The sequence below is a fragment of the Bradyrhizobium shewense genome, assembly GCF_900094605.1.
GTDB classification, from domain to species: Bacteria; Pseudomonadota; Alphaproteobacteria; order Rhizobiales; family Xanthobacteraceae; genus Bradyrhizobium; species Bradyrhizobium shewense.
This window is the reverse complement of sequence record NZ_FMAI01000017.1, coordinates 97,597-124,205: the sequence shown is the minus strand read 5'-3', so window position 1 is coordinate 124,205 and position 26,609 is coordinate 97,597. Positions and strand designations below refer to the sequence as shown.

Below are 26,609 nucleotides of genomic sequence, written 5' to 3'. Positions count from 1 at the left end.
CAGAATGCCATGAAGGTCGACGGCAAGCATTTTCGCAGCATCTGGCGCGAGCATGACGGCTGGTCAATCGGTGCGATCGACCAGCGCCGCCTGCCGCATGAGTTCGTCGTCGCGAAGCTGACATCCTGCGAAGACGCAGCCGTCGCCATCCGCGACATGCTGGTGCGGGGCGCGCCGCTGATCGGTGCCACGGCGGCCTACGGCATGGCGCTCGCCATGCGCGAGGACGCCTCCGACGCCGGCCTGAAGCGCGCTTACGACACGCTCGTAGTGGCGCGGCCGACCGCGATCAATCTGAAATGGGCGCTGGACGAGATGCGCATGGCGCTCGCGCCGATCGATCCGCTGGAGCGCGCCGAGGCGGCCTATGCGCGCGCCGACGAGATCGTCGAGCAGGATGTCGAGATCAACCGCGGCATCGCCGGCAACGGGCTGAAGCTGATCGAGGCAATTGCATCGAAGAAGCGTGGCGAGATCGTCAACGTATTGACCCATTGCAACGCCGGTTGGCTCGCTACCGTCGACTGGGGCACGGCGACGGCGCCGATCTATCTCGCGCATGAGCGCGGCATCAAGGTCCATGTCTGGGTCGACGAGACGCGTCCGCGCAACCAGGGCGCCTCGCTCACGGCCTGGGAGCTCGGTCATCATGGCGTGCCGCACACGGTGATCCCCGACAACACCGGCGGGCACCTGATGCAGCACGGCATGGTCGATCTTGCCATCGTCGGCACCGACCGCGTCGCCGCGAATGGCGATGTCTGCAACAAGATCGGCACCTACCTGAAGGCGCTCGCCGCCCACGACAATGGCGTGCCGTTCTATGTCGCGCTGCCGTCGCCGACGATCGATTTTACCGTCCATGACGGCATCCGCGATATTCCGATCGAGCAACGCAGCGGCGTTGAAGTCACCGACATGACCGGCCGCACCGCGGATGGAAGGCTGGAGACGGTACGCATCGTGCCCGAGGGATCGCCGGTCGCGAACTACGCTTTCGACGTGACGCCGGCGCGGCTCGTGACCGGCCTCATCACTGAGCGCGGCGTGCTGAAGCCGGATCGCGACGAGCTGGCGGCGGCGTTTCCGGAGCGGATCGCGGCGGCGGAGTAGGCTCCGCCGTCATTGCGAGCTCTCGTAGGGTGGGCAAAGGCGCGAAAGCGCCGTGCCCACGACCTGCTTGTGGTGGGCACGCTTTCGCTTTGCCCACCCTACGGCTTCGTGCCTCGCAAGCCTACCCGAGCTTCAGCCCCGTCGCCTTCTCAAGCTCCGCGATCGCCTGGGCGCCGCTCGTCACCTTGATCGTGGTCATGCCCATGTCGCGCGCGGGTTTCAGGTTGACGCCGAGATCATCGAGATAGACGCAATTGTTCGGATCGACCTTCAGCGTCTCGACCATCAGCCTGTAGATACGCGGATCAGGCTTGCGCAGGCCGATCTTGGCGGATTCGATCACGTGGTCGAACAACACCATGACTTCGGCGATGTAGAGGGAGCGCCCGGTCATGCTGCCGATGGCATTGGCAGGCAGATTGTTGGTGATGCAGCCGGTCTTGAATTGCGCCTTGATGCGCCTCAGCGCCTCGACCATCTCGGGACGCAGATCGCCCTGTAGCAGCGGCAGCACCTCGCGGCCGCGCACCTCCGCGCCGAGTGCGAGCGATTCCGTGGCGAACAATTCGTCGAAGGTGTCGATATCGACTTCGGCCCGCTCGAACTTGGCCCAGGCGTTTTCCAAATGGTTGGCGGCGTTGGTCCGGCGTATGATGTCGACGGGCAGCCCGCGCTCGGTCTCGAACCGCGCGAATGCCTCGAACGGCGAACTCGTCAGCACGCCGCCAAAATCAAAGATCACAGCCTCGATCGCCAATGTCCTGCCCTCGTCAATTCCTTTCCAAGAGGGCTAGCATGCGCTATCGGCAAGGACCAGTCCGAAGCAAATCAGGCGCTCCCCGAACAGACTGACGAGACATGTTCCCCATGAAGACAATCGCGACATTCGCCGCGGTCACTCTGGTGCTCGCCACGCCCGCTCATGCCATTGTTGGCGGCGGCACGCCGCAGGCCGATGGCGTCGCGCGCGCCGTCGTCACCATCGTCGGCTCGCGCGGCAATTCCTGCACCGGCACTCTGATCGCGCCGAAGATCGTATTGACCGGCGCTCACTGCGTGCCGCCGGGCGCGGACTACAAGATCGTCGATCGCAGCGGTGGCGCACCGCAATTGCTGAACGTGCGCACCATCGCGATCCATCCGGGCTATAAAGCGCAGGTGCATCGTGCCGGTGCAGACGTGGCGCTATTGCAACTGGAAATTCCACTCAAGGGAAAATCGGCGGCGCCGGTTGGCGCGCCGAATATTCCAATCCAGGTCGGTAGCCGTTTCGTCATTGCCGGTACCGGTGTCACCGTGCGCGGTGATGGCAGGAGCGGCGGGGCCACGCGCGTCGCGGGCCTTGTCGTCACGGGCCAGCCCGGCACGCTTCAGATCCGCCTGGTCGATCCCGTAACCAACGGTGTTCGCGACGGAATTGGCGCTTGTACCGGCGATTCCGGTGGTCCTGTGTTCGAGGACAAGCCGAACGGCGCCGTGCTTGTCGGTGTCATCAGCTGGGCGACGGGACCGAACGCCGGCGATGGCTGTGGCGGATTGACGGGGGTCACGCCGCTCACGCTCTACCGCGACTGGATCTTGCAGACCGCGCGGAGCTGGGGTGCGGCACTGTGATTTGACCGCGACTTGATCTATGTCATTTTGAAGCGGAAGCGCGGCGGGTGATCATGCCGGCCGCGGAGGAAACGCGTCGTCCGTCAAGGGCGGCCACAAAAACAAGCAAGGCATAGAAGCAACAATGAATGTCGCTGTTCGCAGTCACGCCACGGCCAAACAGGCTTCTGAACATTTCGACGTGCTGATCGTCGGCGCCGGCATCTCCGGCATCGGCAGCGCCTATCACATCAACAAGCAGCTTCCAGGCACCAGCTACGTGATCCTGGAAACGCAGGAAACATTCGGTGGCACCTGGAGCACGCATCGTTATCCCGGCATCCGCTCGGACAGTGATCTCCATACGTTCGGCTATAGCTTCAAGCCCTGGGTCGGGCCGCCGATCGCGACCGCCGAAGAAATCCTCGCCTACATGAACGAGGTGATCGACGACAACAATATCGCGCGGCATATCCGCTACAAGCACAAGATCAATTCCGCCAGCTGGTCGAGCGAGCAGAATCTTTGGACTATCGAGGCGATGACGACCGACACCGGCGAGCCGAAGACCTTCACGGCGAACTTCCTCTGGATGTGCCAGGGCTATTACCGTCATTCGGAAGGCTACACGCCGGAATGGAAGGGCACCGATCGCTTCAAGGGCCGCGTCGTCCATCCGCAGACCTGGCCTGATGATCTCGACCTCACGAACAAGAAGGTCGTGGTGATCGGCTCAGGCGCGACTGCGGCAACGCTGGTGCCGAACATCGCGGACAAGTGCGCGCATGCCACCATGCTGCAGCGTTCGCCGACCTATTTTCGCCTCGGCCGCAACGCCATCGAGATCGCGGAGGAGCTGCGCAGGCTTCAGGTCGACGAGGCCTGGATCCACGAGATTGTTCGGCGCAAGATACTGTTCGAGCAGGATGCCTTCACGAAACTCTGCGTATCCAAGCCAGAACAGGTCAAGAAGGACCTGATCGGCCAGATCAGCGCGGTGCTCGGTCCAGACTACGACGTCGAGACGCACTTCACGCCGACTTACCGGCCGTGGCGGCAGCGCATCGCCTTCGTGCCCGATGCCGATCTGTTCAAGGGCATCGCCAGCGGCAAGGCCTCCGTCGTCACCGACGAGATCGAATGCTTCGTCGAGAACGGCATTCAGCTCAAATCCGGCAAGCTGCTGGAAGCCGATGTCATCGTCACCGCGACCGGCTTCAATCTCGCGGCGCTCGGCGACATCGCCTTCGAGATCGACAGCAAGCCGCTGGCGTTCGGCGACACCGTCACCTATCGCGGCATGATGTTCACGGGCGTTCCGAACATGGTCTGGGTGTTCGGCTATTTCCGCGCCAGCTGGACGCTGCGCGTCGATCTGGTCGCAGACTTCGTCTGCCGGCTGCTTGGCCATATGAAGACCAAGGGCGCCAAGAAGGTCGAGGTGCGCTTGCGCGCCGAAGACCACAACATGCCGATCCTGCCCTGGATCGATCCGGAAAATTTCAACCCCGGCTACATGATGCGCAACATGGACCTGTTGCCCAAGCGCGGCGATAAGCCGGAATGGCAGCACAGCCAGGATTACTGGACCGAGAAGGACGAGATCCCGAAGACGGATCTGGATGACAAGGCGTTTGTTTACGGGTGAGGGCGCTGCATGTGTGAGGGGCGGATGTGATCGCCACACACTCCGCTGTCGTCCCGGGGCGCGAAGCGAACCCGGGACCCATAGCCACAGGGAGAAGTGGTTATGGCACTCGGAGTTGCCGACTCGCGGAAGATTGCTTCCTGTGGTTATGGGTCCCGGATCGGCGCTTCGCTTGTCCGGGACGACACCGTCGGTTGGGTGAGCGGCGTACCAACTCATCCACACCGCGACTCTACGAATTCCTTCGCGTCGTATTCGCCGCAATCGCCGCCGCCGCCGTGCGGTTCTCCACGCCAAGCTTGGCGTAGATCTGCTCGAGATGCTTGTCGACCGTTCGCGGGCTGAGGCCCAGGATTTGCGCGATGTCGCGGTTGGTCTTGCCCTTGCTGAGCCAGGCCAGCACCTCGCCCTCGCGGGTGGTGAGACCGAGTTCGCTGGTGAATTCAGGCGGCAGCGCGGTGCCGGACTCCCTGGAGAGCCGCAGCAGGAACTCGTTCGGCGCGGTTTCGCCCATGTAATAAAGCCGAAGCTGGGGATTGTCGGGCAGAGAGGCTCCTTGCGACTTCGAGCTGCCCTTGGCCCTGGCCTGCTCCAGCCATTGCAGCAGCGATGGCGGCAGGACGAAGTCGTCGGCCTGTGCGCCGTGATGATCGGACAGCAGCTTCTGCGCCTGCGGCGTCGCCCAAAGTACCTCGCCCTGGCGATCGACCGCGAACAGGAAGCGGCCGGAGACGTCGAGCGCTGCGCGCGCGCTCTGGGTCAGGCGGGCATTGCCGAGATGGACGCGGATGCGCGCCAGCATCTCCTCGATCACGATCGGCTTTGTCACGTAATCGACGCCACCGGCCTCGAGCCCGCGAACGATATGCTCGGTTTCGGCGAGGCCCGTCATGAAAATCACGGGGACATTGGCAAGACCCGCATCGCGCTTGAGCCGACGGCAGGTCTCGAAGCCGTCGATGCCGGGCATCACGGCATCGAGCAGCACGATGTCGGGCGTGATCTGGTCGATGATGCGGATCGCCGCCGCGCCGTCGAGCGCCACCATCACCGTCATGCCGGCGCCGTCGAGCGCGTCGGTGAGCAGCCGCAGCGTTTCGGGAGAGTCATCCACGACGAGCGCGACGTCGCGCTTTTTCGACTCAATGTTCATGCGCATGCAACGTCTTCAATGTGGCCATGTACTGCTCGAGATCGAAGCGGTCGACCAGCGACCGCATCTGCGCGACGAAGTCGGCGTGTTCCGGATGCTCGCTGCCGATCTCGTCCAGCTTCAATTGGATGCCCTTGACGTAGCCGATCCTGCCGAGCCCGATCAGCGCCTCGATGTGCCGCGCCGGCGGCCTCGATCCGCTTTCGGGGCGCCAGAACGGCACCGCGATCTCGTCCGAGCCGTATTGCCATTGGATCTTGAGGAGCTGGCGGATCGTCTCCAGAAGCCTCGGGATGTCGATCGGCTTCATCAGATAGCCGTCATGGAAGGGCTGCGCCAGCGGCGCGCCGTGGGCCTCGATCGCGCTGGCCGACACCATCAGGATGCGCGCCTGGTGATGGCCGCTCGCGCGCAAGGCCTCCGCGACGGCCCAGCCGTCCATGGCGGGCATCGAGATGTCGAGCAGGAACATATCGGGCCGGCAATGCTGCGCCAATGCGAGGCAGCCGGGGCCGTCGGGGGCGCTGAGCAGGATGAAGCCGAGCGGCGTCAGCACCTCGCGCAGGAGGTCGCGATGCACGGGGTCGTCGTCGGTGATGAGGATGGTCTTGCGCGCGCCGTGATAGCCGGAGATCGGAGCCTCCACCGGCGCGATGCGCTGGGGATTGATGACCTCCGAGAGCAGGATCTTGACCTTGAACGTTGAGCCGGTGCCGACCGTGCTCATGACCTTGATATCGCCGCCCATCACGCCGGCGAGCAGACGGCTGATGGTCAGGCCGAGCCCGGTGCCGGTTTGTGGCTGCGAGACGCCGAGCGCACCGCGCTCGAACGGCGCGAAGATGCGTTCGAGATCGTCGCCCTGGATGCCGGGACCGGTGTCGATCACCTCGAACTCCGCGACGGGGCTGCGATAGTGCACCACGAACTGCACGCTACCGGTCTGGGTGAACTTGATGGCGTTCGAGAGCAAATTGATCAACACCTGGCGCAGCCGCTTCTCATCGGCATAGACCACCAGCGGCAAATACGCCGGCCGCCTGAACACGAAATCGATGCCCTTGGCAGCGGCCTGAAGGCGGAACATGCCCACCAGCTGATCGAGGAACTCGCTGAAGCGCACCTCGTCGCGCGACAGATACAGCCGTCCGGCCTCGATCTTGGAGATGTCCAGAATGCCGTCGATCAGGCCGGAGAGGTGGTCGGCACTGCGGCGGACGACGCGGACCTGATCGCGCGGCTTGGTGTTGAGCGTCGTGTCCTGCTCCAGGAGCTGGGCATAGCCGCTGATCGCATTCAGCGGTGAACGCAGCTCGTGGCTCAGGCCCACCACGTAGCGGCTCTTGGCGAGGTTGGCGGATTCGGCGACCTCCTTGGCGCGCTGCAACTCGGCGTCGGTGCGCTTGTGGGCGTCGATCTCCTGGATCAGCAGCGCGGTTTGCCGCCGGGTCTCTTCCTCGGCGGCCCGGCGGCTCTGCTGTGCCAGCACGAACAGCCACGCCACCACACCGATGATGATGCTGAGCGAGAAGAACACCTTCCAGAGCACGTCGGAGACGAGACCATTCTCGCCATGCACGCTCGCCGAGGTCTGCAGATAGATCAGGCCCAGCACCAGCGCGACGAGGCCAGCGGAGACCACGAACACGCCGATATAATGGCCGAGTTGCGAATTGATGCGCGCGTAGATCGGCTGCGGCAGCAGCTTGCCCAGCGTCTCCGATACCTGCGCCTGGATCCGCGCGTGCGGCTTGCAGAGATCGTGGCAGCGGGCATCCAGCGAACAGCACAAGGAGCAGATCGGTCCGGCGTAAGCGGGGCAGGAGGCCATGTCCTCCGGCTCGAACGCGTGCTCGCAGATGCAGCACTGGATCGACTCGAGGTCCTGCCAGCTCCGCTTCGGCTTGCGCGCGATGTAATATTTGCCGTCCGTGGCCCAGGCAATCAACGGTGCGGTGAGGAAGGCGACGGCCAGCGCTATGAAGGCTGACAGCGCCTTCGCGGTAGGCCCGAACAGGCCGTAAAAGGCGCTGATGGAAACAATGGTCGCGATCGTCATCGCACCCACGCCGACCGGATTGACGTCGTAGAGATGCGCGCGCTTGAATTCGATCTGCTGCGGCCGCAATCCAAGCGGCTTGTTGACGACGAGATCCGCGACCAGCGCACCGACCCAGGCGATCGCGACGTTCGAATAGAGCGCCAGCGTCTGCTCCAGGGCCTTGTAGACGCCGATCTCCATCAACAGCAGCGCCACGATGACGTTGAAGACCAGCCAGACGACCCGGCCGGGATGGCTGTGGGTCAAGCGCGAGAAGAAGTTCGACCAGGCGATCGAGCCGGCATAGGCGTTGGTGACGTTGATCTTCACCTGGGACAGGATCACGAACGTGCCGGTCAACGCCAGCGCGAGGTCAGGCTGCGACAGCACATAGCGGAACGCTTCGAGATACATATGCGCGGGCTCCGCGGCCTCCTCGGGCGGCACCCCGTGGCTGAGCGCGAAGAAGGCGAGGAACGAACCCGCCAGAAGCTTCAGCGCGCCCAGCACGATCCAGCCCGGTCCTGCGCTCATCAGCGCCACCCACCAGGACGCTTTGGAGGCGCGGCGGTCGCGCGGCAAAAATCGCAGGAAGTCGACCTGCTCGCCGATCTGCGCCACCAGCGAAAACACCACCGAGGCCGCAACCCCGAACAGTAGCAGGTCGAAATGCCCGTTGAGGTCGCCGTGCTCGCCTGAGAACTTGCGCCACTCCGTGAAGGAGTGCGGGTTGTGCCAGGCGATCGCCGCGAACGGAATGATGTGGAGCACGATCCACAGGGGCTGCGTCCACAATTGGAAGCGGCTGATCAGCGTGATGCCGTAGGCCACCAGCGGGATGATCACGACGGCGCTGATGAGATAGCCGATCGGCCGCGGAATCCCGAAGCACATCTCGAGCGCGGACGCCAGGATCACGGCTTCGATCGCAAAGAAGATGAAGGTGAAGGACGCGTAAATCAGCGAGGTGACGGTGGATCCGATGTAGCCGAAGCCGGCGCCGCGCGTGAGAAGGTCGATGTCGATGCCGCATTTGGCGGCATAATAGGCGATTGGCACGCCACAGCAGAAGATAATGGTCGAGACCACGAGGATGGCGGCGGCCGCGTTGGTGACGCCATAGTTCAGCGTGATGGTGCCGCCGATCGCCTCCATCGCCAGGAACGAGATCGCGCCCAGCGCCGTGTTGGCGACCCGGGCGGCGGACCAGCGGCGCGCGCTCTTGGCTGTGAAGCGCAGCGCGTAGTCCTCCAGCGTCTGGTTGGCGACCCATTGGTTGTACTGGCGCCTGACGCGGTCTATTCGCTGCCGCCCTGCCACGCTCTACCCCACTCCTGATACGGACCCGGAGCCCTCGCAAATTCCGTACCAAAAGCCTACGTCGGCATTTTGCGGTGCAGTATACGCGATCTTGCGTATGCTGGCGCTGCATAGATCCGAGCCATCCTCACCGGCACCAATCGCGTGTCCTCGAACAAAAGTGGGGTGCTCATGTCAGACGAACCAAACAAGGGCCTTTTGTCGCCGCTCCGGCGCAAACTATTGATGGGAATGGCCGCCGTGCCGGCCATCACGATGCTGCCGCGGGCGTCCTTTGCACAGGCTCCCGCGACCTCGGCGGTCAATACCACCGGCCTTGCGGTCACCGACACCGAGGTCACGGTCGGCATCCTGCATTCGGCGACCGGCACCATGGCCATCTCCGAGACCGGGTCGATCGAGGCCGAAAAGCTCGCCATCGAGCAGATCAATGCCATGGGCGGCGTGCTCGGGCGCAAGATCAAGTTCATCCAGGAGGACGGCGCCAGCGATTGGCCGACTTTCGCCGAAAAGGCCAAGAAGCTGCTGGTCAACGACAAGGTCGCGGCGATCATGGGCTGCTGGACCTCGGCCTCCCGCAAGGCGGTGCTGCCGGTCATGGAGCAGTATAACGGCATGCTCTACTACCCGACCTTCTACGAAGGCCTCGAGCAGTCCAAGAACGTCATCTACACCGGCCAGGAGGCGACCCAGCAGATTCTCGCCGGCCTGAACTGGATCGCCAAGGAAAAGGGCGCGAAGTCGTTCTTCTTCATCGGCTCCGACTACATCTGGCCGCGCACCTCGAACAAGATCGCGCGCAAGCACGTCGAGAACGTGCTGAAGGGCAAGGTGGTCGGCGAGGAGTACTATCCGCTCGGCAACACCCAGTTCAACTCGGTCATCAACAAGATCAAGCTGACCAAGCCCGACGTGATCTTCACCGACGTCGTGGGCGGCTCGAACGTCGCCTTCTACAAGCAGCTCAAGGCCGCCGGCATCGACCTCTCCAAGCAGGCGCTGCTGACGATCTCGGTGACCGAAGACGAGATCGACGGCATCGGCGGCGAGAACATCGCGGGTGCCTATGCCTGCATGAAGTACTTCCAGTCGCTCGACAATCCGAACAACAAAACCTTCGTGCCGGCGTTCAAGAAGGCGTGGGGCGAGAAGACGGTGATTGGAGACGTCACCCAGGCTGCCTATCTCGGCCCGTGGCTGTGGAAGTTGACGGTGGAGAAGGCGGGTTCCTTCGACGTCGACAAGATCGCAGCGGCTTCGCCCGGCGTCGAGTTCAAGGGCGCGCCGGAAGGCTATGTGCGCATCCACGAGAATCATCACCTCTGGTCGAAGACCCGGGTGGGACGCGCCAAGCTCGATGGCCAGTTCGAGCTGATCTACGAGACCGCCGATCTCGTTGAGCCCGATCCGTTCCCGAAGGGCTACCAGTAAGCCGCGGCGCCCGTCGCGCTTTTCCTCAAGTCCAACCGCTCCCTGGCGTGGACAGCAAATCCACGCCCAAGACCCCCGCGTCGCGAACCTGCTCGCGACGCGGGACCCTTATCCCCGACGGAGGACATCGATGTTCGGCGACTACTCGATTGGTGATCTCGGATCCATCTTCGTCATGCAGGGCTTTGCCGGACTGATCCTGTTCTCGGTCTACGTCCTGATGGCGCTTGGGCTTGCCATCATCTTCGGCCAGATGGGCGTCATCAACATGGCCCATGGCGAGTTCATGATCCTCGGTGCCTACGTCACCTGGATGACCTCGAATGTCTTCCAGTCATATTTGCCGGGCTTGTTCAGCGGCTATTTCTTCCTTGCGATGATCCTGGCCTTTGTCGCGTCCGGCGCATTGGGGATGCTGGTGGAGTGGGTGCTGATACGGCATCTCTACAAGCGCCCGCTGGATACGCTGCTTGCCACCTGGGGCCTCAGCCTGATGCTGCAGCAGGCCTATCGCTCCGTGTTCGGCGCGCGTGAGGTCGGCGTCGAGTTGCCGCAATGGATGCTGGGCTCGCTGCACGTCACCGACAGCATCGAAGTGCCGATCAACGGTGTCTTCGTGATGTGTCTCACCGTGCTGATCACTCTCTCGGTCGCCTACGTCATGTACATGTCGCGCTGGGGCCGCCAAGTCCGTGCGGTGGTGCAGAACCGCATCATGGCCGGCGCGGTCGGCATCAATACCGAGAAGGTCGACCGCTACACGTTCGGGCTCGGTTGCGGCATCGCCGGGATCGCCGGAAGTGCCTTCACCATGATCGGCTCGACCGGGCCGACCTCCGGACAGCTCTACATCGTGGACACGTTCCTGGTCGTCGTGTTCGGCGGCGCCGCGAGCCTACTCGGCACCATCGCCTCCGCGTTCTCGATCTCGCAGACGCAATCGACGCTCGAATTCTTCATGTCGGGCTCGATGGCCAAGGTCCTGACGCTGCTCGCTGTCGTTGGCATCCTGATGCTGCGGCCGCAGGGTCTCTTCGCCCTCAAAGTCCGCAAGTAACGAGAAGCAGGCAAGTCATGATCAACTCACGCTTCTTCAATCGGTCCGAGCTCATCGGCTTCATCGTTCTGGCCGCCGTGCTGTTCGTGATCCTGCCGCTGTCGCTGGATGTGTTCCGCCTCAACCTGGTCGCGAAATACCTCACCTACGCCTTTGTCGCCCTCGGCCTCGTGCTGTGCTGGGGCTATGGCGGCATCCTGAGCCTGGGGCAGGGCGTGTTCTTCGGCCTCGGCGGCTATTGCATGGCGATGTTTCTCAAGCTCGAGGCGTCCAGCGTCGAGAACACCAAGATCCAGTCGACGCCCGGCATCCCCGATTTCATGGACTGGAATCAGATCACGTCGCTGCCGTTGTTCTGGCAGCCGTTCCACAGCCTCACCTTCACCATCCTCGCCATCATCCTGGTCCCCGGCCTGTTCGCCCTGATCATCGGCACCGCGATGTTCAAGCGCCGCGTCGGCGGCACCTATTTCGCGATCATCACCCAGGCCGTCGCCGCCATCCTGACCATCCTGATCGTCGGGCAGCAGGGCTATACCGGCGGCATCAACGGCATGACCGATCTGCGTACCCTCAAGGGCTGGGACATCCGGCCCGACCACGCCAAGGTCATCCTGTACTTCGTCGAGGTGGTGCTGCTGTTCGCCTGCATCGGCATCGCGCAGTTCATCCGCCTGACCAAGCTCGGCCGCATCCTGGTGGCGATGCGGGAACAGGAGGATCGCGTCCGCTTCTCCGGCTACAGCGTCGCCAACTTCAAGATCTTTGCCTTCTGCATGGCCGCGGTCTTCGCCGCGATCGGCGGCGCCATGTTCGCGCTCAATGTCGGTTTCATGTCGCCGTCCTTTGTCGGCATCGTGCCGTCGATCGAGATGGTGATCTACACCGCGGTCGGCGGGCGCATGTCGATCTTCGGCGCGATATGGGGCGCTATCCTGGTGAATTTCGCCAAGACCAGTCTGTCGGAGTCCTTCCCGCAACTCTGGCTGTTCGGCCTCGGCGCGCTGTTCATCGCCGTCGTGCTCGCCTTCCCGAACGGTCTGTCCGGGCTCTGGGCCGATTACGTGCAGCCGCGAATTGATCGGCTGTTCGCCTCGCGCAAGCGGAAGCCGGGCTGGAACGACAATTCGGTCGCCGACGGCGCACCGGCAGAGTGAGGAGACCATCATGCTCGTCGGTCATCACGATGCCGATGCCACGCTGGCAGTGAGGAGGTAGATCATGCTCGTCGGTCATCAGCCCAAGGAATTCCTGCTCGCTGTCTCGGGATTGACCGTCTCGTTCGACGGGTTCAAGGCGGTCAATGATCTCTCCTTCTACGTCGAGGAGAACGAGATCCGCGTCATCATCGGTCCCAACGGCGCCGGCAAGACCACTGTGCTCGACCTGATCTGCGGCAAGACCAAGGCGACCTCGGGCTCGATCCAGTTTCGTGGCAAGGAGCTCACGAAGATGAAGGAAAACGAGATCGTGCAGACCGGCGTCGGACGCAAATTCCAGACGCCATCGGTGTTCGAGGATCTCACCGTGTTCGAGAACCTCGAGATCTCGTTCCCGCGCGGCCGCACCGTGTTCGGCTCATTGACCTTTCAGCGCGACCAGCTCGTGAAGGATCGGGTTGAGGAGGTGGCGGAGATGATCTTCCTCAAGGACAAGCTCAACACCTATGCCGACGAGCTCAGCCACGGCCAGAAGCAATGGCTCGAGATCGGCATGCTGCTGATCCAGGATCCCGATCTGTTGATGCTGGACGAGCCCGTCGCCGGAATGAGCGTGTCCGAGCGCGCCAAGACCGCCGAGCTGCTCAACCGTATCATCAAGAACCGTTCGGTGCTGGTGATCGAGCACGACATGAAGTTCGTCGAGGACATCGCCCACAAGGTGACCGTGCTGCATCAGGGCCAGATCCTCTCCGAAGGGACCATGGAGAAGGTCAAGAACGATCCCAAGGTCATCGAAGTCTATCTGGGGCACTGACGTGGTGAGAGCCAGCGAGTCCGCAGCGGCATTGACGGTGCACCTCTCCCCTTGTGGGAGAGGTCGGATCGCATCGTCAGATGCGATCCGGGTGAGGGGTCTCTCTCCGCGCGTCGAACTGCCTGTCGCATCCGCGGATGCAAACCCCTCATCCGTCGCGGACTTCGTCCGCGCCACCTTCTCCCACAAGGGGAGAAGGAAGGCATACCGAGTCTAGGAGCACGCTGATGCTGGCAATTTCCGATCTTCACGTCGCCTACGGCCAGAGCGAGGTGCTGCACGGGCTCAACGTCAAGGTCGCGCCCAACGAGATCGTGGCGATCATGGGCCGCAACGGCATGGGCAAGACCACGCTGATGAAGTCGCTGATGGGCATCCTGCCGGCCAGGAGCGGCTCGGTGACCATGGACGGTGCCGAGCTCGGTAACCTCAAGAGCTACGAGCGCGTCGCCAAGGGTCTCGCCTATGTGCCGCAGGGCCGCATGATCTTCTCCACCATGACGGTGAAGGAGAACATCGAGACCGGCCTCGTCGTCGCGGGCGAATCCGAGGTGCCCGGCGACATCTATGAATTGTTCCCGGTCCTTCTCGAGATGAAGGGCCGCCGCGGCGGCAATCTCTCCGGCGGCCAGCAACAGCAGCTCGCCATTGCGCGTGCGCTCGCAACCAAACCGAAGGTGTTGCTGCTGGATGAGCCGACCGAAGGCATCCAGCCCTCCATCATCAAGGAGATGGCGCGAACGCTAAAGCGGATCCGCGACGAGAAGGGGCTCTCGATCGTCGTGTCCGAGCAGGTCCTGAGCTTCGCGCTCGATATCGCCGACCGCGTGCTGGTGATCGAGAACGGCGAGATCGTTCGCGACGATCCGCGCGATGCCGTCGATGCCGCACAGGTCTCGAAATATCTGTCCGTCTAACCAACCATGTAAAAGGGGAGCATCTCGATGCCAGAGACACTGATCAAGGTCGATCTCACCAAGTCGGCTTACGAAAATGACATGGTGCACAACCGCTGGCACCCCGACATCCCGATCGTGGCCTGGGTCAATCCCGGCGACGATTTCATCATCGAGACCTATGACTGGACCGGTGGCTTCATCAAGAACAACGATTCCGCCGATGACGTGCGCGACATCGACCTGTCGATCGTGCACTTCCTGTCCGGCCCGATCGGCGTCAAGGGCGCTGAGCCCGGCGACCTCCTTGTCGTCGACCTGCTCGACGTCGGTCCAATGAAAGAGAGCCTGTGGGGCTTCAACGGCTTCTTCTCCAAGCAGAATGGCGGCGGCTTCCTCACCGACCACTTCCCGCTGGCGCAGAAGTCGATCTGGGACATCAAGGGCCTCTATACGTCGTCACGCCACGTGCCCGGCGTCAACTTCGCCGGCCTGATCCATCCCGGCCTGATCGGCTGTCTGCCCGATCCGAAGATGCTGGAGACCTGGAACAAGCGCGAGGCCGAGTTGATCTCGACCAATCCGACCCGCGTGCCCGGCCTTGCCAATCCGCCGTTCGCGGCGACCGCCCATGGCGGCCGCGCCAAGGGCGACGTCAAGGCCAAGATCGGCGCGGAGGGGGCGCGCACGGTGCCGCCGCGCGAGCATGGCGGCAATTGCGACATCAAGGATCTCTCCCGCGGCTCGAAGATCTACTTCCCGGTCTATGTGCCGGGTGCGGGTCTTTCGATGGGCGATCTGCACTTCAGCCAGGGTGACGGCGAGATCACCTTCTGCGGCGCCATCGAGATGGCCGGCTGGCTGCATCTGAAGGTCGAAGTGATCAAGGACGGCATGTCGAAATACGGCATCAAGAACCCGATTTTCAAGCCGTCGCCGATCACGCCGAACTACAAGGACTATCTGATCTTCGAGGGCATCTCGGTCGACGAGGCCGGCAAGCAGCATTATCTCGACGTCCACATCGCTTATCGCCAGGCCTGCCTCAATGCGATCGAGTACCTGAAGAAGTTCGGCTATTCCGGCGCCCAGGCCTATTCGATCCTCGGCACGGCGCCGTGTCAGGGCCACATCTCCGGTGTGGTCGACGTACCCAATGCCTGCGCCACGCTGTGGCTGCCGACCGAGATCTTCGACTTCGACGTGATGCCGTCGGCGGCAGGTCCCATCAAGCACATCACCGGCGATATCCAGATGCCGATCTCGCCGGACAAGTAGCCGGTGCGCTCCCTCTTCCCGTTCTTACGGGGAGAGGGTTGGGGTGAGCGGCTGTCTCCACACGAATGGTGGCAGCGAGTTGTATGAACAGGCAAGAGCTTAGGTGATGCGATGCCGGTCTACGAATATCTCTGTGACGACTGCGGACCTTTTACGGATCTGCGCCCGATGGCCGAGTGCGACGATCCGCAAAGCTGCCCGCGCTGCGAGACGTCGGCGCCGCGCGTGATCCTGACCGCGCCGAATTTCTTCTGCATGCCGGCCGAGAAGCGCAAGGCGCATGCCGTCAACGAGCGCAGCACCCACGCGCCGCAGACGCTGGCGCAATACAAGGCCTCGCACGGTCCCGGCTGCGGCTGCTGCTCGTCTGGCAAGACCGTGAAGGACAAGAGCGCGCCAGACAGCAAGAAGCCGGCGCGGCTGGTGACCAAGACCAAAGGCGGCGCCAAGGGTTTTCCCACGGCGCGGCCCTGGATGATCAGCCACTAACGCCCGCGATGACCTTAAACCAATAAACGACAGGAGCGCTCAAATGCTTCACGGCGACATTTCCAGCAGCAACGACACCGTCGGCGTTGCAGTGGTCAATTACAAGATGCCCCGTCTGCACACCAAAGCCGAGGTGCTCGACAATGCCCGCAAGATCGCCGACATGGTGGTGGGCATGAAGGTCGGCCTGCCCGGCATGGACCTCGTGATCTTCCCCGAATATTCCACGCAAGGCATCATGTACGACTCCAAGGAGATGTACGAGACGGCATGCGCGGTGCCGGGTGAAGAGACCGCGATCTTCGCCGAGGCCTGCCGCAAGGCCAAGGTGTGGGGCGTGTTCTCGCTGACCGGCGAGCGCCATGAGGAGCATCCGCACAAGGCGCCCTACAACACCTTGATCCTGATGAACGACAAGGGCGAGATCGTGCAGAAGTACCGCAAGATCATGCCATGGGTGCCGATCGAAGGCTGGTATCCCGGCAATTGCACCTATGTCTCCGACGGCCCGAAGGGGATGAAGGTCAGCCTGATCATCTGTGACGACGGCAACTTTCCGGAGATCTGGCGCGACTGCGCCATGAAGGGCGCCGAGCTGATCGTGCGCTGCCAGGGCTACATGTATCCGGCCAAGGAGCAGCAGGTTCTGATCTCGAAGGCCATGGCGTGGGCCAACAACGTCTATGTCGCCGTCGCCAATGCCGCCGGTTTCGACGGCGTCTATTCCTATTTCGGCCACTCCGCGATCATTGGCTTCGACGGCCGTACGCTCGGCGAATGCGGCGAGGAGGATTACGGCATCCAGTACGCCCAGCTGTCGAAACATCTGATCCGCGATGCGCGCCGCAACGGCCAGTCGCAGAACCATCTCTACAAGCTGGTCCACCGCGGCTACACCGGCATGATCAACTCCGGGGAAAGCCCGCGCGGCGTCGCGGCGTGCCCGTATGATTTCTACAAGAACTGGATCGCCGATCCCGAAGGCACGAGGGACATGGTCGAGGCGATGACCCGCTCGACCCCCGGCACGGACGAATGTCCGATTGACGGCATCCCGAATGGGTCGTCTCCGAGCAATTACTGAGCCCTTGCCGGCACCATGAGTTGGACGGTCAACCACTGATGTGAATGGCCGTCCACAAATGTGGACGTTCTCATGCGTCCGTATGTGCGCGGAATGGGAATGGCGCCCGGCAAAACCGTGGCGCGGTTACAACATGGACTGTTGAATCTGCCCGAATTGGGGGTCCCGTTGGCAGATTCTCGATGCCCCGTAGTTCTACCGCCCATCCTCTTCGCCTAAGTTCCCCGCGGCGCCGTTGGGGAGCGCCGCGGGGTGAGGAACGAGCGTGGGGGCTTGGTTGCGATCGAGCGGGGGGAGTTGCCCGCGCCGGAGTGCCGCGGCAATGCGCGTGGCATTCGGGGCCGGCTTCGTCTCGTTCGCAATCGCTATGGCGAGCCCCGTCGGGGCCCAGCAGGTCTTCAACGGATCACAGACAACGCCGAACGGCATCGTCAACGGCGGGGGCGGCGTCTGGGACAACACGACGACCAACTGGACCGACTTCTTTGGAGCGACCAGCACGGCCTATGATCCCGCGTCAGCCGGCACGCTGTTCGGAAGCAGCGCTCCCTCGACGCCGGCGACGGGCGGCACGGTGACGGTTACGCCTGGCGGCGTGCAGCTCACCAGCCTCGTGGGCTTCGACCTCACCGCCGACGGCTCGCTCTATACCATCCAGGGCGGCGACCTCAGGCTGGCTGCGGGCGGCACCACATTCGTCACCAACGATCTGACCGGCACCAGCGATCCCTCGGCCGTGATCGCTTCCCGCATCGTCGGCAGCGACGGCATCAATGTTCAGGGACCAGGTACCCTGGCGCTGCTCGGCGCGAACACCTATACCGGCGGCACCTTCATCTGCAATTGCGGATCCCTGCAGCTCGGTGACGCGACCCACACCGCGAGCATGGTCGGCGCCGTCACCAACGAGGGCCTCTTCAGCATCGTCAATGCCGACACGTCGGGAATCACGTCCATCCTGAACGCCTTCTCCGGCACGACGATGTTCCTCAACGCGAGCTCCGCCAGCTCGATCGTGATCACCAACAACGGCCAGGTGTATTTCGGCGATCCGCTCAGGGGTGGAGCCGACACCGCGACGGCCGGTCGGGCCACCATCATCAATGACAGCGGCCTGATCGGCTTCTTCGGACGGACTAATGCAGGCGCGGCCAACATCACCAACCAGAATGGCGGCGGCACGATATTCATCGAACAATCTTCGGCGGGCTCGGCGACGATCGTGAACAAGGATTTTGGCGGGACCGTGTTCGGGACGTTCGCCGGCTCCGACACGGCGACCGCCGGCAATGCAACCATCATCAATGAAGCGGATGGTCTCACCGATTTCGGCGCGTTCACCACGGCCGGCAATGCCACGATCATCACCAAGGACGGCGGCAGGACCGAATTCTTCGACAACTCCACCGGCGGCAACGCACGCTTCATCACCACCGGGACCGGCGTCGTCGATTTCGGTGGAGGCGCCGGTCCGGCCGGCGATGGTCGCATCACCGCAGGATCGATCGAAGGCAGCGGCTTCTACTACATCGGCGGCGGCAATACCCTCGTCGTCGGCGGTAACAACCTCTCGACCGAGGTCAGCGGCGTCATCGGTGATACCTGCGGTTGCGGTCCCGCCGGCCCCGGCTCGCTGGAAAAGGTCGGCAGCGGCACGTTGATCCTCTCGGGCGCGAATACCTACACCGGCACGACCACGGTGAACGGCGGCATCCTGCGGGTCGATGGTGACATCTCGCAGTCGAGCCTGACCACCGTGAATGCAGGTGGTGCGTTGTTCGGCGCCGGAATCGTTGGCAATACCCTCATCGCCAACGGCGGCATCTATGCGCCCGGCGACGGCGGCCCGGGCTCGAGCATGCAGGTTCAGGGCGGTCTCACGCTTCAGTCCGGCTCGGTCTATGTGGTGCAGGTCGGTAGCGGATCCAGCACGAGCCACGCGCTCGTCACCGGCAATGTCGCGCTGGACGGCACCGTCGGCGTCGCGCTGTATCCGGGCGCCGCGGTGATGAAGCACTATTCGATCATGAACTTCTTCGGCACCTCCGTCGGGAATTTTTCGGGCGTTGCCGCGCCGGGTGGCCTCATCGGCACGACGACCGTCGGGTCGAACGAGGTCTTCCTCGATTTCACGCTGAACTACGGCGCGAAATACGCGCTCAACGTCAACCAGCAGAACGTCGCGACGACCCTACAGAACTTCTTCAACACCAACGGCTTCCTGCAGGCCGAACTCGCGGGTCTTGGTCCCGGGGGCCTGACGCAGGCCTCGGGTGAATCCGCAAACGGGATCGCAGCAGACGACGTTCAATGCGATGAACCTGTTCATGAGCCTGTTGACCGACGTCTTCAGCTCAGGACGTAGCGGCGCGCCTGGCGCGTCGCCATTTGCCGCGGACGCGAATGCGCGCGAAAAGAGCGCGCGCGACGCCTTCGCCTCGATTTACCGCAAGGCACCGGCGGCAACCTTCGAGCAGCGCTGGGATGTGTGGACGGCCGGCTATGGCGGCTCGCAGACCACGGACGGCAATGCCGGCCTCGGCTCGAACAACACGAGGAGCAGTATATACGGCACTGCCATGGGCCTCGATTACCGCTTCTCGCCGTCGACGATTGCGGGCTTTGCACTCGCAGGCGGTGGGACCGCTTTCAACGTCAACGGGCTCGGCTGGGGCCGCTCCGATCTATTCCAGGCCGGTGCCTTCGTGCGTCATACGGCGGGACCTGCCTACATCACGGCGGCGCTCGCCTATGGCTGGCAGGACGTCACGACCAACCGCGTCGTGACGGCTGCCGGTTACGACCAGTTGCGGGCGCAGTTCAACGCCAACGCGATCTCGGGCCGCATCGAGGGCGGCTATCGCTATGCCATGCAGTGGGCCGGCGTCACGCCCTATGCCGCGCTCCAGGCCACCTTGTTCAGCCTTCCGACCTATGCAGAGGCTGCCGTGGTCGGCAGCAACGTCTTCGCACTCAACTATGCCGCCAAGGACGTGACCAGCACCCGCACCGAGCTCGGCCTGCGCGCGGACAGATCGTTTGCCGCGACCGGTGGTCTCATGACCCTGCGCGGCCGCCTCGCCTGGGCGCATGACTACAATCCGGACCGCACTGTGGGCGCGGTGTTCCAGACCCTGCCGGGATCGGCGTTCGTCGTGAACGGTGCCGCCCAGGCGCGCGATTCGGCGCTGACCACGGCATCAGCGCAGATGAACTGGATGAACGGCTGGTCTGCATCGGCGACGTTCGAGGGAGAGTTCTCGAACCTCACCCGCTCCTACGCCGGCAAGGGCGTCGTGCGCTACGCGTGGTGAGGCATGGTCGCCTCCCTTGAGAGGGAGGATAGGGGAGGCGTCACTGCTTCTTCTGCGGCGGCTTGCGCGGCGGGCGCGGGGCGGCAGCGGGGGCCGGCGTCCCGCTCATCTTGTTGGCGGCCTCGCTGACGTCGAGCAGCGAGCGACGGATGTCCTCGAGGTAGCCGGCCGATTTCTTTCTCATGGTGTCGGCGAGCTCGTGCAGCCCCTGTATCTTCTCGAACAGCTCGTCGGCCTTGCCGTCGACGAAGCCGGGCACCACGCCCTCGATCTTCGTGACTGCCTTGTCAAAGCCCGCGAAGGCGGTGTCGACCTTGGCCATGACGGAGTCGATTTCGCCACCCTTGCTCCGGAGGTCGGCGGTGTAGTCCTCGAACGTGCGCAGGCCCTCCTTGATCGCGGGGGCGTTGCTGACGATGGTGCGGTCGACACTGTGCAGGGTGTCGACGATGGATTCGGCGTCGCTGAGATCGGCGGTCAGCACGGGGACGCCGTCCGAGTCCAGCGGCACCGGCGGCGCAGAGGGCGCGCCCCCGATCAGCGAGATCGCGGCAACGCCGGTGAGGCCCTGGAACTCGATGCCCGCCACGGTGTCCTTGCGGATCGGCGCGGTGTTGTCGAGCATCACCAGCGCCACGATCTTGCGTGGATTATCCAGCTTGATCGACAGGATCTGGCCCGCGGGCACGCCGTCGAAATTGACCGGGCCGCCGCGGCGCAGTCCGCTGGCGGAGCCGCCCTCGAACACCACGCGCAACTGGCTGCGGCTCTGGATGGTGCGCCATTTCTGCACGCCGAGCAGGCCGCCGAACGCCACGGCAATCACCGTCAGCGTTGCCGTTCCGATCACCAGATTACTCGCGCGTGCCATCAGGCGATTCTACGGCCAAAGCGGGCAGGTTGGAAGGAGCCCCAATGGTACGTAGGGCGGGTTAGCGAAGCGTAACCCGCCGTTTTCGCCTCAGCAGTCGTGTAAATTGGCGGATTACGCTGACGCTAATCCGCCCTACGGCCTCAATGCCCGGCAACCCGCCTTGCAGCAGCATTGTTCAGCACGATCAGGGCATCGACCGCTACGCCTGTCCTGGTGTTGATCAGGAACGGGTTGATGTCGATCGAGGCGATCCGGTTGCCGGCATCCGCGATCAAATTGGACAGGCCGACCAGCGCCTTCACCGCGGAGGCCTCGTGCAGGGCCGGCTTGCCGCGATAGCCGCGCAGCTTGATGCCGGCCTTGGTGCGGCCGATCAGGAGCCGCGCCTCGGCCTCGTCCAGCGGCGCGCCGGCGAGCGCGACGTCTTTCATCAGCTCGATGTCGATGCCGCCGGTGCCGAACAGCACGACAGGTCCCATCTCGGCATCGAGCGAGGCGCCGACGACGAGCTCGAGCTCGGCCTTGACCTGCTGCGCGATCAGGATGCCGTCCAGCTTGGGCTTGCCTTGCAACTTGCTCACCCGGGCGGTGATATCGGCGAACGCCTTCTTCACCTCGGCGGCACTGTTGAGGTTCAGCACCACGCCGCCGATGTCGGATTTGTGCAGGATCTCGGCGCTGACGAGTTTTGCCACGACCGGAAAGCCGATCTGCTTGGCGATCTTCACCGCCTCGGCTGCCGTCTGCGCGATGGCTTCCTTCGAGATCGGAATGCCATAGGCCTTCAGGAGCTTCTTCGAGGCGACCTCGTCGAGTGCGGCGCCGCTCGCCGATCTCAGCGCCTTCTCCAGCACGGCGCGCGCGGCAGGTTTCGAGCTCGGGACGATATCGGGCACCTCCTTGCGCAGCCTGGCGTAGTCCAGCAGCGACTTGATTGCAGTCACCGCCCGGTCCATGCCCTGCATGACCGCGAGATGCGGCAGCGATTTGCGCAAGGTCTTGGTGAACTCGGTGAAGCCGATCGACATCGCGCTGATATAGATCACGGGCTTGCCGCCCTGGCGCGCCATGTCGTCGACGATGCGCAAATTGCGCTCGCGAAGCTCGTGCGGGGCTTTCGGCAGCTCGGCATCGACGATGACGATGTCGATATCGGGGTCGTCGATCATCAGCTTGATCGACTTCATGTAGACGGAGGGATCGACCACCGCGGCAAAGCCGGCGTCGAGCGGGTTGCCGACGATCGACCCCGGCCCGAGCATCTTTGCCAGTTCGGAGCCGACGTGCGGGCTGAGCGGCGCAAAGTTCAGGCCCTCGGCATAGAAGGCGTCAAGCAGCATGCCGCGCTTGCCGCCGGACAGCGTGACGGCCGCGAGCCGGTCGCCCTTGGGCACGCCGCAATGAACGAAGCATTCGGTGGTCTCGATCAGTTCGTCGAGCCCGCCGACGCGGATGACGCCTTCGCGCGTTGCAATGGCGTCGAACGTCTCGATCGAGCCTGCAAGCGCACCCGTATGTGCCATCGCCGCGGCGCGGCCACCCTCGGACGAACCGAGCTTGAGTGCGATCACCGGCTTGCTGGCAGCGCGCGCTGCCTTGCAGGCCTCGCGAAAGGCCTTGGTGTTGCGCACGCCTTCGAGGTAGACGACGATCACCTTGATGCTTGGATCCTCGGCGAAATAGCGCATCAGGTCCGGCGTCTCGAGTCCTGCCTCATTGCCTGAGGTCACCATGTAGCCGACGCCGACACCTCGATCCTCCAGGGCCTGGCGGATCGCCATGACGATGGCGCCGGACTGCCCGGCGATCGCCACCGCGCCCTGTTCCATGGTGACGACACGATCGTCGATGTTGGTGAAGAGCTTTTCGCCGGCGCTCAAGTTGCCGAGGCAATTCGGGCCGGTGACGGCAAGTCCCGTCTCACGTATCGCCGCTTGCAATTCGGCCGCGAGCTTCTGGCTTTCCTCGTCCTGCAACTCGCTGAAGCCCGAGGTGACGATGGTGGCCGACCGTGCGCCGGCGGCAGCGGCATCGCGGATCACCTGTACGGCAAAGCGCGCCGGCACCAGCACCAGAACGTGATCCGGCTTTTCCGGGAGGCTCGCAAAGTCCTTGTAGCAGGGGACGCCCCAGATGGTTTCCCGCTTGGCGTTGACCGGATAGAGGCCGCCCTCGTAACCGTACTTGATCAGATTATTCCAGATTCGTTCGGCATAATTGCCAGGCTTGTCGGTCGCGCCCACCAGCACGATGTTGTGCGGGTGCAGCATGGCATGGATGCCCTTGACGATCTCTCCGGCGTCGGGCGATGGAGACCATGGGCGCGGAGAAACCGATGCGGCGGGCACTTGAGCTTCCATGCGCTTCCTCACTTCTTGTTCTTGTTGCAACGCGCGCCCCGCGCGCCGGCTTTTGGGGCTGATCGTGGCCGCTCCATGCCGCGAGACGGAATGGGCAGGATTTGGCGATGAGGCTAGCATCACGAGACTTTTGGCGAAAGTGCGAACGGTCCGGCAAGATGCTAGGAAACCGTGACCCTCATTCTCTCAAATGGTGATCATGCCGCTGCTGTCCATCGTGGTGCCGACCCTCGATCGTCCCGACACGCTTCGCCATGCGCTCGCGACCATGGCGTGCCAGCCTGCGCATGCAGATTGCGAGTTCATCGTTCAGAACAATGGCGGCAATCCCGAGATTGAGAAGATCGTCGCAGACCTCCAGGACGATCGCTTCAGGCATTTTGCCAGCGAGACCGTTCTGACCATGACCGACAATTGGGAGGCGGCGCTCGGCCATGCCTCGGGCGAGTACGTCGCCTTCATCGGCGACGACGACGGGCTGATGCCCTATGCATGTACCACGGCATCGGAGATGCTCTCCGGCCGAAACATCGATCTCCTGAGCTGGAGCGCCTACACCTATCACTGGCCGAGCTACTATCATCCGGCCTTCCGCAACCGGCTGCTCGCCGAGATCGACCTGACCTCGTCCGCACAGCGAGTTTCGTCGCGCGACGAACTGAGGCGCATCTTCGGTTTCCAGGCGAACTATGCGCATCTGCCGATGATCTACAATTCGTTCGTCCGCCGCAGCATCATCGATCGGATGCGTGCGATCGGTGGGCGCTACTTCATCGGTCTATCGCCCGACGTGGCGTCCGGTATCGCCAACGCTGCGCTGACCGACAGTTTCATCCGACTGTCGCGGCCTCTGAGCATGGCCGGGTTCTCGCAGCACAGCACCGGTCACGCGCTGTTCTTCGAGACCGCTGATCTGCTCGAGACGCCGCGAGGGGCGCGCGATTTCGGACCCATTGACGAGGATCCCCAACTCCCCGATCTCAACGCCCTTCAGCTCTTCATCGCCAAGGACATGCTTGTCCTCAAGCGTCTGCTGCTGGCGGATCACGGCGATGTGCGGCTCGACTTCAAGGCGCTGGCACAGGCGCTCGCGACCGACATCAACCATCGGCCGCCCCTGTATGATCGGACCGTGCAGACCATCGGCGAACTCGCCCGCACGCATGGATTCGACGTTGCCGACATCATCATTCCTGCCCGCCTTGCGGATCGGCCGCCACCCCGCGGGGGCGTTCGCGTGACCGGACCGAACCGTGTGGTTTACGAGCTGGATGGTTCTGCGCTTGGGCTCAATTCGATTGCGGACGCAGTGCGCGTGATCGCGCAGTTCGTTCCGGATCAGGGGCCGTTCGATCCGGCCGCTCTGAAGGCTCCCGTGTCCGCGCCGGTCCTCGGCGCAAAGGAGCTCGAATTCGCGCATGGCGGAGCGGGCGTCGCCGCGTTGATCGAGGGATGGAGCGAGCCGGAGCAATGGGGCACCTGGTCCATTGCCAGGAATTGCGTGCTCCGGTTCGAGGTCCATCCCATTCCGTCACGGCCGGTCGAGCTTGTGCTGGCGTGCCGGGCCTTCGTTTCCGACAGAAATCCGCAATTGCGGGCGGCCTGCCGCGTCGGCAACGGAGCGCCGCAGCAACTGACATTCTCGAGAGAGGCGTTCGCGGGCTTGCGCAGATTGATGCTCGATCCCGCCGCGATTGCCGCCGACGGGACGTTGACCATCAGGCTGTCGCTATCCGATCCACGCTCGCCCGCGGATCTCGGACTGAGCTCCGACGCGCGACCTCTCGGCATCGGGCTCGAGCGGATCTGGCTCGATCACGATGTCCGTGCGGCACGAGGTGGGTGATCGCCGCCCGCTCAGTATCCTAGCAGGCTCAGCTTGTGGGCGTAGTGAAAGACGACCTGCCTCGCGAGATAGGGGGCGATGGCGCGGCGAATCTGAATCTGTGTCGGATCGAAGCCGAGAGCGCGGCGCCGCAGGATGCCCATCTCCCGGACGCCGATCGCGTAGGTCGATGCCGTCTTCTGGGCATCATGGATTCGGAAGCAGGCGAGAAATCGCGGCAGGCGCACGAATTTGAATCCCGCGGCCTGCGCCCGCAGGATGAAGTCCCAATCCATCGCGTAGTGGAAGCTTTCGTCGATCGGACCGATTCTGTCCCACACGCGCCTGCGCCAGAACATCGTCTCCTGCGGGATATAGTCGGCATATTGCAGCGCGCGCCCGTCATGGGGCGGCAGCACGGCACGGCCGACCTCGAGTCCCTCGCGATCGACGAAGACGCGATGGCCATAGACGATGTCGACATGGGGATGCGACGTGAAGTAGTTGGCGACATAGGCCAGTGTCCCCGGCAGCAGCATGTCGTCGCTGTTGAGATAGGCCATGATCTCGCTGTCGACGCCGGCGAAGCCGAGATTGATGGCGTTCGATTGTCCGCTGTCAGGCTCGCTCTTCCAGCTGATGCTCTCGCCGCGGCTCTTCAGGAGGTCAGCGGTGCCGTCGATCGAGGCGCCGTCCTGCACGTGGTAATACAGGTTAGGATAGTTCTGGCTCACGATGCTGTCGATCGTGGCGCCGAGATATTGCGTCTGGTTGTAGCTCGGTGTGACCATCGCGATCCGCGGTGCATTCTCGTGGATCGAGGGTGCTGGCGGGAAGGCCGTCAGGTTGAGCAGGCGCGGAGGATATTGCTCGAAGGTCCACATCGGCGGACGCCGCCAGAGGCTCCGGAGCGAGGAGCGCCTTTGCCCGGCGGCGATGAGATCCTGATTCCTTTCCAGCAGCGCGACGCGATTTTCGAGCTGCTCCATTCGCTGTTCGAGGCGCCGCCTGAACTCGTCGTCCATCCATCGAGCTTTCGCAAATTACAACGTCCAAAAATCAATGGGACCTTCTTACAGGTCTCTGGTCGGCGGCGCCAGTTCACGGTCGCGTCAAACGCGATGGACCGGCGTGTCAGGCGCGGTTTGAGAGGGCT

General features: G+C 63.5%; 18 protein-coding genes and 1 pseudogene. 13 read left to right on the top strand and 6 right to left on the bottom strand.

The genetic code is table 11. From position 1 onward, the window contains the following. Positions 1 to 9: 9 nt before the first annotated feature. On the top strand, positions 10 to 1,113 hold the full coding sequence (mtnA, locus tag GA0061098_RS28355; RefSeq protein ID WP_091964416.1) for an S-methyl-5-thioribose-1-phosphate isomerase: 1,104 nt from the start codon (positions 10 to 12) through the stop codon (positions 1,111 to 1,113). Positions 1,114 to 1,234: 121 nt separating this feature from the next. Here mtnA and GA0061098_RS28350 read toward each other — a convergent pair whose 3' ends face one another. After that, positions 1,235 to 1,870, bottom strand: a complete 636-nt coding sequence (locus tag GA0061098_RS28350; RefSeq protein ID WP_165637658.1) for an HAD-IA family hydrolase — start codon at positions 1,868 to 1,870, stop codon at positions 1,235 to 1,237. Positions 1,871 to 1,980: 110 nt separating this feature from the next. Between GA0061098_RS28350 and GA0061098_RS28345 the strand changes: the two genes are divergently transcribed. Together GA0061098_RS28345 and GA0061098_RS28340 are read left to right on the top strand one after the other, a co-directional pair. After that, entirely contained in the window at positions 1,981 to 2,727 is a 747-nt protein-coding gene (locus GA0061098_RS28345) for a S1 family peptidase (RefSeq protein WP_091964414.1), read from the top strand. A 124-nt stretch (positions 2,728 to 2,851) separates the two neighbouring features. Continuing rightward, entirely contained in the window at positions 2,852 to 4,354 is a 1,503-nt protein-coding gene (locus GA0061098_RS28340) for a flavin-containing monooxygenase (RefSeq protein WP_091964411.1), read from the top strand. A gap of 232 nt (positions 4,355 to 4,586) precedes the next feature. Here GA0061098_RS28340 and GA0061098_RS28335 read toward each other — a convergent pair whose 3' ends face one another. Next, on the bottom strand, positions 4,587 to 5,513 hold the full coding sequence (locus tag GA0061098_RS28335) for a response regulator (RefSeq protein WP_165637657.1): 927 nt from the start codon (positions 5,511 to 5,513) through the stop codon (positions 4,587 to 4,589). Then, positions 5,497 to 8,868 (bottom strand): hybrid sensor histidine kinase/response regulator, encoded by a 3,372-nt coding sequence (locus GA0061098_RS28330; protein WP_091964406.1) that lies wholly within the window; start codon positions 8,866 to 8,868, stop codon positions 5,497 to 5,499. The genes GA0061098_RS28335 and GA0061098_RS28330 overlap by 17 nt, the downstream gene beginning before the upstream one ends. 171 nt (positions 8,869 to 9,039) lie before the next feature. On the opposite strand from GA0061098_RS28330, the gene urtA reads away from it, so the two are divergent. The 9 genes and pseudogenes from urtA to GA0061098_RS28285 all read left to right on the top strand — a co-directional run bounded on the left by urtA (position 9,040) and on the right by GA0061098_RS28285 (position 20,394). Beyond that, on the top strand, positions 9,040 to 10,299 hold the full coding sequence (gene urtA / locus GA0061098_RS28325) for an urea ABC transporter substrate-binding protein (RefSeq protein WP_091964403.1): 1,260 nt from the start codon (positions 9,040 to 9,042) through the stop codon (positions 10,297 to 10,299). 130 nt (positions 10,300 to 10,429) lie between these two features. Further along, entirely contained in the window at positions 10,430 to 11,356 is a 927-nt protein-coding gene (urtB, locus tag GA0061098_RS28320) for an urea ABC transporter permease subunit UrtB (RefSeq protein WP_091964400.1), read from the top strand. 17 nt (positions 11,357 to 11,373) lie between these two features. Further along, complete coding sequence (urtC, locus tag GA0061098_RS28315; protein ID WP_028139660.1) at positions 11,374 to 12,513, top strand: urea ABC transporter permease subunit UrtC; 1,140 nt, start codon at positions 11,374 to 11,376, stop codon at positions 12,511 to 12,513. A gap of 64 nt (positions 12,514 to 12,577) precedes the next feature. Next, positions 12,578 to 13,333: an urea ABC transporter ATP-binding protein UrtD gene (gene urtD / locus GA0061098_RS28310; protein ID WP_091964397.1), complete on the top strand. Its 756-nt coding sequence runs from the start codon at positions 12,578 to 12,580 to the stop codon at positions 13,331 to 13,333. Positions 13,334 to 13,560: 227 nt separating this feature from the next. Then, a complete protein-coding gene (urtE, locus tag GA0061098_RS28305) occupies positions 13,561 to 14,250 on the top strand; it encodes an urea ABC transporter ATP-binding subunit UrtE (protein WP_018316777.1) in 690 nt (229 codons plus the stop codon). Between the two features lie 27 nt (positions 14,251 to 14,277). Next, positions 14,278 to 15,507 carry a formamidase gene (gene fmdA, locus GA0061098_RS28300; RefSeq protein WP_018316778.1) on the top strand — a complete coding sequence of 410 codons (1,230 nt, stop codon included), beginning with the start codon at positions 14,278 to 14,280 and terminating at the stop codon, positions 15,505 to 15,507. Between the two features lie 111 nt (positions 15,508 to 15,618). Continuing rightward, positions 15,619 to 15,996 carry an FmdB family zinc ribbon protein gene (locus GA0061098_RS28295; RefSeq protein WP_091964394.1) on the top strand — a complete coding sequence of 126 codons (378 nt, stop codon included), beginning with the start codon at positions 15,619 to 15,621 and terminating at the stop codon, positions 15,994 to 15,996. A gap of 43 nt (positions 15,997 to 16,039) precedes the next feature. Beyond that, positions 16,040 to 17,080 carry an aliphatic amidase gene (locus GA0061098_RS28290; protein WP_091964391.1) on the top strand — a complete coding sequence of 347 codons (1,041 nt, stop codon included), beginning with the start codon at positions 16,040 to 16,042 and terminating at the stop codon, positions 17,078 to 17,080. Between the two features lie 322 nt (positions 17,081 to 17,402). Then, positions 17,403 to 20,394, top strand: a pseudogene (locus GA0061098_RS28285) (autotransporter outer membrane beta-barrel domain-containing protein). A 40-nt stretch (positions 20,395 to 20,434) separates the two neighbouring features. Here GA0061098_RS28285 and GA0061098_RS28280 read toward each other — a convergent pair. Then, on the bottom strand, positions 20,435 to 21,265 hold the full coding sequence (locus GA0061098_RS28280) for an MlaD family protein (protein ID WP_091964388.1): 831 nt from the start codon (positions 21,263 to 21,265) through the stop codon (positions 20,435 to 20,437). Positions 21,266 to 21,408: 143 nt separating this feature from the next. Continuing rightward, on the bottom strand, positions 21,409 to 23,628 hold the full coding sequence (locus GA0061098_RS28275; protein ID WP_091964385.1) for an acetate--CoA ligase family protein: 2,220 nt from the start codon (positions 23,626 to 23,628) through the stop codon (positions 21,409 to 21,411). A 199-nt stretch (positions 23,629 to 23,827) separates the two neighbouring features. Between GA0061098_RS28275 and GA0061098_RS28270 the strand changes: the two genes are divergently transcribed. Beyond that, positions 23,828 to 25,474: a glycosyltransferase family 2 protein gene (locus GA0061098_RS28270; RefSeq protein ID WP_245323667.1), complete on the top strand. Its 1,647-nt coding sequence runs from the start codon at positions 23,828 to 23,830 to the stop codon at positions 25,472 to 25,474. Between the two features lie 11 nt (positions 25,475 to 25,485). Here the strand turns inward: GA0061098_RS28270 and GA0061098_RS28265 are convergent, their stop codons facing one another. Next, complete coding sequence (locus GA0061098_RS28265) at positions 25,486 to 26,478, bottom strand: glycosyltransferase (RefSeq protein WP_091964380.1); 993 nt, start codon at positions 26,476 to 26,478, stop codon at positions 25,486 to 25,488. Between the last annotated feature and the right edge of the window lie 131 nt (positions 26,479 to 26,609).

What these genes read in the sequence shown, in the direction of transcription:
- mtnA (WP_091964416.1), top strand. Translation starts at nt 10, where the DNA reads ATGAAGGTCGACGGCAAGCATTTTCGCAGCATCTGGCGCGAGCATGAC.
- GA0061098_RS28345 (WP_091964414.1), top strand. Translation starts at nt 1,981, where the DNA reads ATGAAGACAATCGCGACATTCGCCGCGGTCACTCTGGTGCTCGCCACG.
- GA0061098_RS28340 (WP_091964411.1), top strand. Translation starts at nt 2,852, where the DNA reads ATGAATGTCGCTGTTCGCAGTCACGCCACGGCCAAACAGGCTTCTGAA.
- GA0061098_RS28335 (WP_165637657.1), bottom strand. Translation starts at nt 5,513, where the DNA reads ATGCGCATGAACATTGAGTCGAAAAAGCGCGACGTCGCGCTCGTCGTG.
- urtA (WP_091964403.1), top strand. Translation starts at nt 9,040, where the DNA reads ATGTCAGACGAACCAAACAAGGGCCTTTTGTCGCCGCTCCGGCGCAAA.
- urtB (WP_091964400.1), top strand. Translation starts at nt 10,430, where the DNA reads ATGTTCGGCGACTACTCGATTGGTGATCTCGGATCCATCTTCGTCATG.
- urtC (WP_028139660.1), top strand. Translation starts at nt 11,374, where the DNA reads ATGATCAACTCACGCTTCTTCAATCGGTCCGAGCTCATCGGCTTCATC.
- urtD (WP_091964397.1), top strand. Translation starts at nt 12,578, where the DNA reads ATGCTCGTCGGTCATCAGCCCAAGGAATTCCTGCTCGCTGTCTCGGGA.
- urtE (WP_018316777.1), top strand. Translation starts at nt 13,561, where the DNA reads ATGCTGGCAATTTCCGATCTTCACGTCGCCTACGGCCAGAGCGAGGTG.
- fmdA (WP_018316778.1), top strand. Translation starts at nt 14,278, where the DNA reads ATGCCAGAGACACTGATCAAGGTCGATCTCACCAAGTCGGCTTACGAA.
- GA0061098_RS28295 (WP_091964394.1), top strand. Translation starts at nt 15,619, where the DNA reads ATGCCGGTCTACGAATATCTCTGTGACGACTGCGGACCTTTTACGGAT.
- GA0061098_RS28290 (WP_091964391.1), top strand. Translation starts at nt 16,040, where the DNA reads ATGCTTCACGGCGACATTTCCAGCAGCAACGACACCGTCGGCGTTGCA.
- GA0061098_RS28280 (WP_091964388.1), bottom strand. Translation starts at nt 21,265, where the DNA reads ATGGCACGCGCGAGTAATCTGGTGATCGGAACGGCAACGCTGACGGTG.
- GA0061098_RS28275 (WP_091964385.1), bottom strand. Translation starts at nt 23,628, where the DNA reads ATGGAAGCTCAAGTGCCCGCCGCATCGGTTTCTCCGCGCCCATGGTCT.
- GA0061098_RS28270 (WP_245323667.1), top strand. Translation starts at nt 23,828, where the DNA reads ATGCCGCTGCTGTCCATCGTGGTGCCGACCCTCGATCGTCCCGACACG.
- GA0061098_RS28265 (WP_091964380.1), bottom strand. Translation starts at nt 26,478, where the DNA reads ATGGACGACGAGTTCAGGCGGCGCCTCGAACAGCGAATGGAGCAGCTC.